This window comes from Hymenobacter humi, assembly GCF_042665855.1.
GTDB lineage: Bacteria > Bacteroidota > Bacteroidia > Cytophagales > Hymenobacteraceae > Hymenobacter > Hymenobacter humi.
Genome location: NZ_JBHTEK010000001.1, coordinates 2,875,444 through 2,887,727, shown reverse-complemented (window position 1 = coordinate 2,887,727; position 12,284 = coordinate 2,875,444). Strand labels below are relative to the sequence as shown.

Here is a 12,284-nt window from a genome sequence, read left to right as displayed (position 1 = left end):
TCTGGCGGGTTTATCTACGAAATCCGACCAGCTCAATTAAACTGAGAACCACGTGGTCCAGACAATATTTTCCGACACCATTGTCGCGTTGTCCACGCCACCCGGCGCCGGGGCCTTGGCTGTCATTCGCCTCTCCGGCCCGGCGGCCATTGCCATTACGGCGTCGGTTTTCTCCAAGAAAAACCTCGCCGAAGCCGCTGGGCACAGCCTGCACTACGGCACCCTGCGCGACCCCAGCAGCCAAGAAATTCTGGACGAGGTGGTGGTGGCCTTGTACCGAAACCCACGCTCGTTCACCCGCGAAGACGTGGTTGAAATCAGCTGCCACGGGTCCGACTACGTTGTGCGGCAAGTGCTGGCCCTGCTCCTGCGCCAAGGCGCTCGCCTGGCCGAGGCCGGGGAGTTCACCAAGCGCGCCTTCCTCAACGGCGCCATGGACCTAGCCCAGGCCGAAGCCGTGGCCGACCTCATCGCTGCCGACTCGGCCCTGAGCCACCGCGTGGCCCTGAACCAGCCTGCGCGGCGGCTTCTCCCAGGAGCTGCGCGACCTGCGGGCCCGCCTCATCAAGTTTGCCGCTCTGCTGGAGCTGGAACTGGACTTCGGCGAAGAAGACGTGGAATTTGCCGACCGCACCGGGCTGGCCCAGTTGCTTGCCGAAGTGCGCGGCGTGGTAGCCGGCCTGCTGCGCTCGTTTGAGTTGGGCAACGTTATCAAGAACGGCATCACGGCGGTGATTGCGGGGCGGCCCAACGCGGGCAAGTCCACGCTGCTCAACGCGCTGCTGCGCGAAGAGCGGGCCATTGTATCGGCCATTCCAGGCACTACCCGCGACTTCATCGAGGACGAAGTGAGCATCGATGGCCTGCGGTTCCGGTTTGTGGACACGGCCGGCCTGCGCGACAACCCCGCCGATGAAGTGGAAGCCATCGGCGTGAGCCGCACTCGCCAGCGCGTGCGCCAGGCCGCCCTGCTGCTTTACCTCTTCGACCTGACCGAGCTGACTCCGGCCGAAGTGCAGGCCGAAATAATTGAGCTAACCACCGGCCTCGACCTGCCGGTGATGGCGGTGGGCAACAAAACCGACTTATCCAGTCCCGCGGCTCAGGCGGCGTTTGAACACGAGTTTCAGGCCCAGCAGCCGCCAGCAGCTGCCACGCCCCTGGTGCTCATCGCCGCCGGGCAGCAAGAAGGCGTAGAACGGCTGCAAGCGGCCCTGCTGGCCCAGGTGCGCGGCTCGGCGCTGGAAAACACGGCTTCGGCCACCATCGTGACCAACGTGCGCCACGCCCGGGCGCTGGAAACTGCCGCGGCGCACCTGGCCGCCGTGCAGGCGGGTCTGGATACGGGCCGGGGCACGGAGCTACTGGCGGCTGACTTGCGCCACGCCTTGGCGGCGCTGGGCGAGATTACCGGCGAAATTTCTTCCGAAGACCTGCTCACCAGCATTTTCACGCAGTTCTGCATCGGCAAATAAGCGAATGCCGGCACCTGCCTGCATTTATTATCGAACCTCAGCCCTTGTTCTCCTGTACTTAAGCCGGTGCTAATGCCGGGAAAATTTCCCGGCTTACGGCTTATGCCTTAGTTTCGCACTGAAATTTCTCCCTCACTCCTCCCGCCCATGGCAGAATCTGCTGAACTTATCCTCGACGGCAAATCCATTAGCTTGCCCGTCATTGAAGGCACCGAACACGAAAAGGCATTTGACATCGGCAAGCTGCGCGACCAGACCGGCTACGTCACCCTCGATTCGGGCTACAAGAACACCGGTGCTACCAAAAGCGCCATCACTTTCCTCGACGGCGAAGAAGGCATTCTCCGCTACCGCGGCTACCCCATCGAGCAGCTGGCCGAAAAGTCGAGCTTTCTGGAAGTAGCCTACCTGTTGATTTACGGCGCCCTGCCTACTGAGGCTGAGCTGAAAAATTTCAATGGCCAAATCACCAAGCACACGCTGGTGCACGAGGACATGCGGAAGATTTTCGACGGCTTCCCCTCGGCCACGCACCCCATGGCCATCCTGTCGTCGCTCATCTGCGCGCTCACCGGCTTCTACCCCCAGAGCGTGTCGCCCGACCTCAGCCACGAGGAAATGGAGCTGAACATCATCCGCCTGCTGGCCAAAATGCCCACCATCGCGGCCTGGACCTACAAAAACAACATGGGTCACCCGCTCAACTACCCGAGCAACGACCTCGACTACTGCGCCAACTTCCTCAACATGATGTTCAGCTTCCCCACGGAGAAGTATGAAATCAACCCCGTGGTGGTGAGCGCCCTCAACAAGCTGCTCATCCTGCACGCCGACCACGAGCAGAACTGCTCCACCAGCACCGTGCGCCTCGTGGGCTCGGCCAACGCCAGCCTCTACGGCTCGGTTTCGGCCGGCATCAACGCCCTGTGGGGCCCCCTGCACGGCGGCGCCAACCAGGAAGTGGTTGAGATGCTGGAGTCCATTCACGCCGACGGCGGCGACACCAGCAAGTGGATTGCCAAGGCCAAGGACAAGAACGACTCGTTCCGCCTCATGGGCTTCGGCCACCGCGTGTACAAGAACTTCGACCCCCGCGCCACCATCATCAAGAAGGCGGCCGACGAGGTCCTGCAAGCCCTCGGCCTGCAGGACAGCCCCCTGCTGAAAATCGCGCAGGAACTGGAGCAAGCCGCCCTCACCGACCAGTACTTCATCGAGCGGAAGCTGTACCCGAACGTGGACTTCTACTCGGGCATCATCTACAAAGCCTTGGGCATCCCCACTGAGATGTTCACGGTGATGTTTGCCCTGGGCCGCCTGCCCGGCTGGATTGCCCAGTGGAAGGAAATGCGTGAGAACAAGGAGCCCATCGGCCGTCCCCGCCAGATTTATACCGGCGAACTCGAGCGCAACTACGTTCCGATGACCGAGCGCGCGTAGGTTTATTGCCTCGACCGCAGCCAAACAAAAAGCCCGCTCTATGGAGCGGGCTTTTTCGTGTCCGGCCGGGTAGGTTTCCTCCCCTATTTCAGGCGGTGCGCGGTAAAGTTGGTGCGGAGGGACTGGTAAGCTACCGCCTGCTGGGGCTTGAGCAAGTACATCAGCTCGCTTTCGTAGCGCTCCTGGGCCCACGAGAGCTGAGAGTCGCGCTCTTCGGCGCTGGCGCCGTTGAGAAGGATTTCCAGGTCGCGGCGTTCCGTGAGCATGTTCAGGTGCAGCTGCTTCACGGCCACGTACTGGGCCTCGTTGAAGTGGATGCGGTTGGCCAGAGCCCGGGTGAGCGTAGTAGCGCGGCTAATCATGGCTGGCGAGTAAGCGCCATCGCCAGGACCTTTGGCAACCGCGGTCGAAACCGTACAAACACTAGCAGCAAGGCAGGCAGCGAGAAACAGGGTTTTCATGCGTTGGGGGGTTATTGTGAAAAGATGAGTAGAAAGCCATTCGGTGAGTGATTGACCGGACCAAACGTAGGCACAATATTTTGTTGAACGAAAAATATTTTTTCTGGCACTTTTTTAATCGACAGATTTTCCTAAAAGCATATAAACATCTCATTTATAACTCAATAACCGAAACTGAAAAACCCGACAATTAGGCAAAAAAAGCTTGCCAACGGGCAAGCCATATTAATTTGATACCAGAATCCTATTATATTTTCACTTTCTTAAAGTGATACTTTAAAAAGAGCGAAACTGCCAGATTCCGCTCATTCCAGTTCGGCTCAAGGCCGGCTGAATTTCCCTAAAGTATGTGCAGTTCGATGCGGCGGTTGAGCTGGCGATGCGCTTCGGAGTCGTTGGCCGCCAGCGGATGGCGCTCGCCGTAGCCCTTGGAGCGGAGGCGAGTGGGCGAGATGCCGTGGCCGGACAGGTACTTAACCACCGACTCGGCGCGGCGCTCCGACAACTGTAGGTTGGACTCCGGGGTGCCCACGTTATCGGTGTAGCCCGACACTTCAATCTGCACGTCCTTGTACTGCTGCAGAAACTCGATAAGGCGGTTGAGCTCCGTACGCGACTGCGATTTCAGGTCGTATTTATTGGTATCGAAAAACAAGTTGTTCAATACCACGCTGCGGCCCGAACGCACCGGCTCCAGATAAATATCCAGGGTGAGCGGGTCGAAGGTGTGCTGGTCCGAATAGTTAAAGTTGAGGCTCTTGAGCAGGTACTTGTCGGCCGCGGCGTACATGGCGTAGTGGTGGCCCTCGTTGAGCACCACGGTATAGTCGCCGTACTCGGGGTCGGAAGTCACAAACTGCGTCAGCAAATCGGTATCGATGTCGTAGAGCTTCACCTCCGCTTTGAGCGGCTTCTTGGTGATTGCGTCGAACACCCGGCCTTGGGTGTAGGTGCTGCTTTCACGCGCCCTCACCGGCGCCGGCACCGCGAAGCTGAACAGCTCCACGGGCCGCTCGCGCACCAGCCGCGAGCCTGCGGCGGGCTCGTCCGAAACGCGGCTACGCGAGCAGAACCCTTTCAGGTTGTCCGAGGTGATGAATAGGGAGGCTTCGTTCTCAAACGTGTTCAACGGGTAGCCCAGATTCTTGGGCACGCCCCACCGGCCGGGCACCGTCTGCTCGCAGCGGAAGACGTCGAGCCCGCCCATTCCCACCAATCCGTCGGTAACGTAGTAAAGCGTGGTGCCGCTGGCGTGGATGAACGGGGCCATGTCCTTGCCGGGGGTGTTCACGGGCGTGCCCAGGTTTTTGGCCGGGCTCCAGGCGCCGTTGGGCTGCAGGGTGGTCACGTAGATGTCTTCCTGGCCCTGCCCGCCGCGGCGGGTTGAGGTGAAGTACAGCGTGCGCCCATCGGCCGAGAGCGTGGGCTGCGAGTCCCACTCGGTGGAGTTAACGTTGGTGCCCAGGTTCACCGGGGCGCTCCAGTTGTTGCCGGTGCGGCGCGAGATGTACAAGTCGCAGTTGCCAATGGCCTTGGGCCGGTCGCAGGACGCAAAAACCAGGGTTTTGCCGTCGCCGGAAATAGAACCTGCTCCCTCGTTGTAGCTGGTGTTGATGGCCGGCGAAATCGGAATCGGCGCGCCAAGCGAGCCGTCCTTGTTCTGGCGGCTCACAAACAAGTCCTCGCCGCTGCTGGCCGCCGGGCGCCCCGTAAACAGCAGGAAGCGGTTGTCAGCCGTAAGGGCCGGGAAATACTGGAATTTAAAGCTGTTCAGCGGTGCGGGCAGCGCCACCGGCGCCTCGCCCACGGGGTTCTTCATGGCCGCCAGCGCAAACTCGCACGTCCGCATCTGGCGCTCCGATTTGGCCAGGTTCTTTTGGGTTTTCGGCGCCACCTTCATCAGCTGCTTGTAGGCGTCGAGCGCGGTCTGGTAGTCGCCGTAGCTCAACGCCAGGTCGCCCAGCAGGCTGGTATTCGGAGGCATGCGAGGCCTCGGTGGGCACCTTGCTGAGGCCGTCGCGGTAAGCCGCCAGGGCGCCGCGGTTGTCGCCGATGGCCTTCAGCAACGAGCCTTTCAATAGGTAGGGCTCCCCGAAGGAAGGAAACTTCTCGTTGAGCTGGCCGAGCGTTTCGATGGCCTTGATGAAATCGCGCTCTTTGGTTTGTTGCTGCGCTTTCTCGAGCAGGTTGCGCGCCTTGGTATTGGTAGGGGTCTGAACCTTGACGGGAAGTTGCCCCCAGGCCCCTTGGGACACCGGCAGCCACAGCAGGAACATCATTCCGAGGCGAACCGCCCCCAACACTGAGATACAACGCATAGAATTGGCTACGGGATGTCGAGGTATTTATGGGTTTGCAGCGAAACCTGCCAACGCGGGTGCTGCTTCACATAGTCCACGAGTTCGGGGGTCATGCGGGCAGCTCGGCTCCACTCGGGTTGCAGGTAAAGGCGCGTGCTGGCGGGTACTAACGCCGCATGCTCCTCGGCCCATGCAAAATCGTGGCCATTAAAAACGACCACCTTCAATTCGTGGGCAGCGGCCAGCACCTCGGGCAGCGGGGCCTTGAATTTTTTGGGCGAAAGGCATATCCAGTCCCAGGTGCCCGTCAGCGGGTGGGCTCCAGAGGTTTCGAGCCAGGTGCGGCAGCCCGCCGCCTGCAGCGCGGCCGTGAGCGGGCCCAGGCTCGTGCATCAGGGGCTCGCCGCCGGTTATCACCACGTCGCGGCCCGGGTAGGCCAGCACGGCTTCCACCAGTTGAGCCACCGACTGACGCGGGTGCGCGTCGGCATCCCACGACTCCTTCACGTCGCACCAGTGGCAGCCCACGTCGCAGCCGCCCAGCCGAATAAAATACGCTGCCCGGCCGGTATTGTACCCCTCGCCCTGAATGGTGTAGAACTGCTCCATTACGGGGAGCATCACGCCGGCTTCGGGCGCGGCACCGGCACCTGCCGGTGCAATAATATCGAGGGAAAGTATACTCACGGGAATCATAACAAAAAGCGTCAGAAAGCTAAGCATACTGAACGCTGGCAAAGGAACACACCGTTCCCATCACCGGACTTTAAAAGTACGGGTTAGGTATAGGTTAACCAAATATTCCAAAAATCAGCTGGCTGGATGCGGGTATATCTCGCCCTTGGCGGCGCGCAGCGTATTGAGCAAAAGCATCGCAATGGTCATGGGACCCACGCCGCCGGGCACCGGTGTAATGGCCGACGCCAACGGCGCTACTTCGGCAAAATTCACGTCCCCTTTGAGAGAATATCCGCTTTTCTTATTGGCATCGGCCACCCGGGTCGTGCCCACGTCAATCACCACGGCGCCGGGCCGAATCATGTCGGCCGTCACAAACTCAGGCCGGCCGATGGCTGCCACCACGATATCGGCCGTCCGGCATATTTCGGCCAGGTTCTCGGTGCGCGAATGGCATAAAGTAACGGTGCAGTTGGCTGTATCTAAATTCTTGGCTAACAAAATACTAACTGGCGTGCCTACAATGTTGGAACGACCAATTACCACGGCGTGCTTGCCGCTGGTTTTGATGCCCTGACGGCTCAGCAGCTCCACGATACCCGAGGGAGTAGCCGGCAGCAAAGCCGGCAGCCCCGCCACCATGCGGCCGATGTTCATGGGATGGAATCCGTCCACGTCTTTCTCCGGCCGAATGGCTTCAATCACCTTCTCCGGGTTGATGTGCGCCGGCATCGGCAGCTGCACGATGAAGCCGTCAATCTCAGGGTCGCGGTTCAGCTCGTCCACCTTAGCCAGTAGTGCGGCTTCGGTGATATCGTCCTCGTACCGGAGCAGCGTTGAGCTAAAACCCACCCGTTCGCAAGCGAGCACCTTGTTGCGCACATAGGTCTCGGAGCCGCCGTCGTGCCCCACCAGGATGGCGGCCAAGTGCGGCGCCCGGGTACCGGCGGCCTTCATGGCGGCCACTTCGGTGGCAATCTCGGCTTTGATGTCCTCGGCGGTTTGCTTGCCGTCGATGAGGTTGTTGGTTTGAACTGGGCTCATAAAAATGCGTTTGTCATCCTGAGCGGAGCGAAGGACCTTATCACGTCTACGCCGCTAATAAGTTAATAAATCTGACGAAAGCAGCGGTGATAAGATGCTTCCTTCGTCAGCATGACAGCAAAAAAATGCGGCCCGAAAGCCGCATTTTCAAATTAATCGATTTTCAAAACTGCCAGGAAGGCTTCTTGCGGGATTTCTACCGAGCCCACGGAGCGCATGCGTTTCTTGCCCTCCTTCTGCTTTTCCAGCAGCTTGCGCTTCCGGCTGATGTCGCCGCCGTAGCACTTGGCAATTACGTTTTTGCGCAGGGCCTTCACGGTTTCGCGGGCGATGATTTTCTGGCCAATCGACGCCTGAATGGCGATGTCGAACATTTGGCGGGGCAGCAGCTCGCGCAACTTCTCGCAGAGGCGACGCCCCCACTCGTAGCTCTTGGAGCGGTGCACGATGGCCGAGAGGGCATCCACCTTTTCGCCGTTGAGCATCACGTCGAGCTTCACCATGTCGGCTTCGCGGAAGCCAATCAGGCTCGTAGTCGAGCGAGGCGTAGCCGCGGCTGATGGTCTTGAGCTTGTCGAAAAAGTCGAACACGATTTCGGACAGCGGCAGCTCAAAACTCAGCTCAACCCGCTCGGAAGTCAGGTACGACTGGCCCTTGATGATGCCGCGCTTGTCCATGCACAGCGTGATGATGGGGCCCACGTATTCGGCTGCTGTAATAATCTGGGCCTTAATGAACGGCTCCTCAATCAATTTGATGAGGTTGGGCTCCGGCATTTCGGAAGGCGCGTTGATGGTCAGCAGCTGGTCCTTGGTGCCGATAGCGTGAAATTGCACGCTGGGCACCGTGGTGATGACCGTCATGTTGAACTCGCGCTCCAGACGCTCCTGCACAATTTCCATGTGCAGCATGCCCAGGAAGCCGCAGCGGAAGCCAAAACCCAGTGCCACCGACGTTTCGGGTTCCCACACCAGCGAGGCATCGTTGAGCTGAAGTTTCTCCATGCTGGAGCGCAGCTCTTCGTACTCGGTGGTGTCGACGGGGTAAATGCCGGCGAATACCATGGGCTTCACGTCGGCAAAGCCCTGGATTGCTTCCGGCGTGGGGCGGCTCACGTGGGTGATGGTATCGCCCACCTTCACTTCGCGGGCCTCTTTAATGCCCGAGATGAGGTAGCCCACGTTGCCGGCGCTCATTTCCTGGCGGGGCTCCTGTTTGAGGCCGAGAATGCCGATTTCGTCGGCGCCGTACTCCTTGCCCGTCGCCATGAACTTCACCTTGTCGCCCTTGCGCATGGTGCCGTTCTTGATGCGGAACAGGACTTCGATGCCGCGGTATGAGTTGAAAACCGAGTCAAAAATCAGGGCCTGCAGCGGCGCTTCCGGGTCGCCTTTCGGAGCGGGCACGCGCTCCACTATGGCGTTCAGAATGGCTTCGATGCCGATGCCGGCCTTGCCCGAAGCGTGAATGATGTCCTCCGGCTTGCAGCCGATGAGGTCCACAATTTCGTCGGTCACCTCCTCCGGCATGGCGTGCGGAAGGTCGATTTTGTTGAGCACCGGAATGATTTCCAGGTCGGCCCCGATGGCGAGGTAGAGGTTGGAAATGGTCTGGGCTTCGATGCCCTGGGAAGCATCCACAATCAGCAGGGCGCCTTCGCAGGCGGCGATGCTACGGCTCACTTCGTAGCTAAAGTCGACGTGGCCGGGGGTGTCAATCAGGTTCAGCGTGTAGATTTCCCCTTTGTAGGGAAACTGCATCTGGATGGCGTGGCTCTTGATGGTGATGCCGCGCTCGCGCTCCAGGTCCATGTTGTCAAGCACTGGGCCTGCATGTCGCGCTTGGCCACGGTGCTGGTAAACTCAAGCAGGCGGTCAGCCAGCGTGCTTTTGCCGTGGTCGATGTGGGCAATGATGCAAAAGTTGCGGATATTCTTCACAGAGGGCGGTTTTTCAGTCCGCGAAGGTACGAACTACGGGCCGCAAAAGCCAGCCGGGCGGCATTTGGCTACCCTCAGGCCCAACTGGTTTAATTGAGTTAAGGTGCTTAGTTTTGCTGATTCCCCTTTTTCTGCGCGATTTACAGAATCCGCCCATGCAACCCGAAACTTCTACGCGCCCCTCTTCTTCCGAGCAAACCGACAAGCGCAAGTTTTTCATTGCGGGCCTCAACGGAACGGTCCTGTTCGTGCTGGCCTATTACCTGGTGTGGGGTCTCCACCAGCTGGCAAAGGTGGGCGTATCCAACATGTACAGCCTGCGCGGCACCTGGGACCCGAGCCGCATCGAGTACACCATGACCGATGGCGAATGGTGGCCCATGGCCGTGATTGTGGCCTACGGCGTGGGGCCGCTGGTGTGCCTGCTGCTGGGCATCGGGGCTTTCTTGTGGTACTGGCGCCGCGAGCGCGCCCACCGCGGCCACTCAAGCTGTTCCTGCTGTGGGTGGCGTTTCATAGCTGCAATGCGGTGTTTGGTGCTTTGCTAGCGGACACGTTTACGCAGTCGGGCTTTTGGTACGTGCCCGACTGGCTGTTTCGGCTCGGCAACGTGGTCAACATCCTGGTGGCCTTGCTCTTTGGCCTGGTGCAGCTGGCGTTGGGCTATTTCGGGGCCCTGGCCTTCCTGCAAGCCCACGACTCCAAAACCGTGATGCGCTACCACAACCGCAAGCTCATGGTGCTGGCTACCCTGGTGGTGCCGTGGGTGGCGGGGAGCGTTTTCATTGCCCTCACCAAGCTGCCCTATTTCACCATCCACGAAGGCCTGCACCTGGTCATGATGGGCTTACTCATTGCGCCACTGGCGTTGGGCTGTTTGAGTGAGGTGTTTTCGGATACCGTGCGGCGGCCACGGCCCACGCACGTGGCCTGGAGACTACTGGGGCTGGCATTGCTGGTGGCCCTTGCCTGGCGTCTGGCCCTCAGCCCACCGGTGCTGTTCGGCTAACGGCGGCGGGCGCCCATTTCCCAAGGAGGAATGTTTCGCAGCTTGTAGCTCAGCACTCGTAACCAAATCACCTAACTGCTAGTTGGCTTCAGGAAGCTGCCGCGTATTTGCGTGCAGCACCTCTTTCCTACCTTAACCAACCAGCACTATGGGTATTACCCTAGCACAAGCACAAACGGCCCTGCAGGCCGCGCACCAGAAAGCCATTGAGCTGAATGTCAATATGAACATCGCCGTGGTCGATGCCGGCGCCAACCTCGTGGCTTTCATTCGCATGGATGACGCTTGGCTGGGTTCGCTCGACATATCCATCAAGAAAGCCAAAACGGCCCGCTTCTTCGACATGCCCACCGGCGCCATTGGCGGCTTGTCGCAGCCCGGCGGCCCGCTCTATAATATCGAGCATTCCAACGGTGGGCTCATCACGTTCCCCGGCGGCATCCCCATTCCGGGGCGCAGCGGCGGCTTCATGGGCGCCATCGGCGTATCGGGCGACTCAGTCGAAAACGACCATGCCGTGGCCCAGGCCGGCGTACAGGCCCTGGCCCAGCCAGCCCAATAACCACCGCGCCGCGACTGGTTTCTGACAGGTTTTTCTCCCACTCCTAATTTCCTATAGTTATGGCAGACAATCGAGGCGTAGTGTATCTGGGACCCGGCAAAGTCGAGGTGCAGAACATTGATTTTCCGGAGCTGAAAAACCCCAAGGGCCGAAAAATCACCCACGGGGTTATTTTAAAAGTCGTGTCCACCAACATTTGCGGCTCCGACCAGCACATGGTGCGCGGCCGGACCACGGCGGCCCCCGGCCTGGTGCTGGGCCATGAAATCACGGGCGAGGTCATCGAGACCGGCGACGACGTGGAGTTCTTGAATAAGGGCGACTTGGTATCGGTGCCGTTTAACGTGGCCTGCGGGCGCTGCCGCAACTGCAAGGAGCAGCAAACCGGCATCTGCCTGACCGTGAACGAGGGCCGCGCCGGTGGCGCCTACGGCTACGTCGACATGGGCGGCTGGGTTGGCGGGCAGGCCGAGTACGTGATGGTGCCCTACGCCGATTTCAACCTGCTAATATTCCCGGACAAAGCCCAGGCCATGGAGAAAATCCGCGACCTGACCATGCTGAGCGATATTTTCCCGACCGGGTTTCACGGCGCGGTGAAGGCCGGCGTGCGGCCGGGCGCTACGGTGTACATCGCCGGGGCCGGGCCGGTTGGGCTGGCCGCCGCGGCCTCAGCTCAATTGCTGGGCGCGGCCGTGGTGATTGTGGGCGATATGAACAAGGCCCGCCTGGCCCACGCCCGCTCCTTTGGCTGCGAAACCGTGGACCTTACCCAGGATGCGACCTTGGCGCAGCAAATTGCCCAGATTCTGGGCGTGCCCGAGGTGGACTGCGCCGTCGATTGCGTGGGATTTGAAGCCCACGGCGAGGGCCGGACCTCGAAGGAAGAAGTGCCCGCCGCGGTGCTCAACTCCCTGATGGAAATTGCCCGCGCTGGTGGTTCTATCGGCATCCCTGGCCTGTACGTCACCGCCGACCCCGGCGCTCAGGACAAGGCCGCCCAGAAGGGCAGCTTGTCCATCCGCTTCGGCCTAGGCTGGGCTAAGAGCCACTCTTTCTATACCGGCCAGACTCCGGTGTTGAGCTACAACCGCCAGCTCATGCAGGCAATTCTGTACGACAAGGTGCAGATAGCAAAAGCCGTTAACGTCGAAGTAATTACCCTGGACCAGGCCCCCGAAGGCTACGCCGAGTTTGATAGCGGCGTGGCGAAGAAGTTTGTGATTAACCCCCACAACCTGATTCCGAACGTCAAGCCCAAGGCCAAAGAAAAAGCTGCCGCTTAGGCCACCTAACATTCCTATGCTTCCGTTTCAAAAGCCCCGGTGCTACCGCGCCGGGGCTTCTTTCGTACCTTCACCCCGTCAAATTCCCA

The 12,284-nt window shown here is 60.1% G+C and carries 9 protein-coding genes and 3 pseudogenes; 6 read left to right on the top strand and 6 right to left on the bottom strand.

Features of this window, described 5'->3' with window-relative positions; all coding sequences use genetic code 11:
• Window positions 1–52 precede the first annotated feature (52 nt).
• Both mnmE and ACFQT0_RS16225 read left to right on the top strand, forming a co-directional pair.
• Window positions 53–1,475 (top strand): annotated as a pseudogene (mnmE, locus tag ACFQT0_RS16230) (tRNA uridine-5-carboxymethylaminomethyl(34) synthesis GTPase MnmE).
• 147 nt (window positions 1,476–1,622) lie between these two features.
• A complete protein-coding gene (locus tag ACFQT0_RS16225; protein WP_380204290.1) occupies window positions 1,623–2,915 on the top strand; it encodes a citrate synthase in 1,293 nt (430 codons plus the stop codon).
• A gap of 83 nt (window positions 2,916–2,998) precedes the next feature.
• On the opposite strand, the gene ACFQT0_RS16220 is transcribed toward ACFQT0_RS16225, so the two are convergent.
• The 6 genes and pseudogenes from ACFQT0_RS16220 to lepA form a co-directional block, all read right to left on the bottom strand.
• A complete protein-coding gene (locus tag ACFQT0_RS16220) occupies window positions 2,999–3,277 on the bottom strand; it encodes a hypothetical protein (RefSeq protein ID WP_380204289.1) in 279 nt (92 codons plus the stop codon).
• Window positions 3,278–3,716: 439 nt separating this feature from the next.
• Window positions 3,717–4,166, bottom strand: coding sequence for an OmpA family protein (locus ACFQT0_RS31695; RefSeq protein WP_449272092.1), 450 nt, complete (start codon window positions 4,164–4,166; stop codon window positions 3,717–3,719).
• A gap of 970 nt (window positions 4,167–5,136) precedes the next feature.
• The gene (locus ACFQT0_RS16210) at window positions 5,137–5,631 is read right to left on the bottom strand and encodes a hypothetical protein (RefSeq protein WP_380204288.1); all 495 of its coding nucleotides are present in this window, start codon (window positions 5,629–5,631) and stop codon (window positions 5,137–5,139) included.
• A gap of 71 nt (window positions 5,632–5,702) precedes the next feature.
• Window positions 5,703–6,285, bottom strand: a pseudogene (locus tag ACFQT0_RS16205) (7-carboxy-7-deazaguanine synthase QueE).
• A gap of 201 nt (window positions 6,286–6,486) precedes the next feature.
• Window positions 6,487–7,398, bottom strand: a complete 912-nt coding sequence (locus tag ACFQT0_RS16200; protein ID WP_380204287.1) for a bifunctional 5,10-methylenetetrahydrofolate dehydrogenase/5,10-methenyltetrahydrofolate cyclohydrolase — start codon at window positions 7,396–7,398, stop codon at window positions 6,487–6,489.
• 152 nt (window positions 7,399–7,550) lie between these two features.
• Window positions 7,551–9,338, bottom strand: a pseudogene (lepA, locus tag ACFQT0_RS16195) (translation elongation factor 4).
• Window positions 9,339–9,493: 155 nt separating this feature from the next.
• On the opposite strand from lepA, the gene ACFQT0_RS16190 reads away from it, so the two are divergent.
• From ACFQT0_RS16190 to fdhA, 4 genes are all read left to right on the top strand, one after another.
• Window positions 9,494–9,886 carry a hypothetical protein gene (locus ACFQT0_RS16190; RefSeq protein WP_380204286.1) on the top strand — a complete coding sequence of 131 codons (393 nt, stop codon included), beginning with the start codon at window positions 9,494–9,496 and terminating at the stop codon, window positions 9,884–9,886.
• A complete protein-coding gene (locus ACFQT0_RS16185; protein ID WP_380204285.1) occupies window positions 9,844–10,347 on the top strand; it encodes a hypothetical protein in 504 nt (167 codons plus the stop codon). Before ACFQT0_RS16190 ends, ACFQT0_RS16185 begins: the two co-directional genes overlap by 43 nt.
• A 148-nt stretch (window positions 10,348–10,495) precedes the next feature.
• Window positions 10,496–10,909, top strand: coding sequence for a GlcG/HbpS family heme-binding protein (locus tag ACFQT0_RS16180; RefSeq protein WP_380204284.1), 414 nt, complete (start codon window positions 10,496–10,498; stop codon window positions 10,907–10,909).
• A 59-nt stretch (window positions 10,910–10,968) separates the two neighbouring features.
• Complete coding sequence (fdhA, locus tag ACFQT0_RS16175; RefSeq protein WP_380204282.1) at window positions 10,969–12,195, top strand: formaldehyde dehydrogenase, glutathione-independent; 1,227 nt, start codon at window positions 10,969–10,971, stop codon at window positions 12,193–12,195.
• Window positions 12,196–12,284 lie beyond the last annotated feature (89 nt).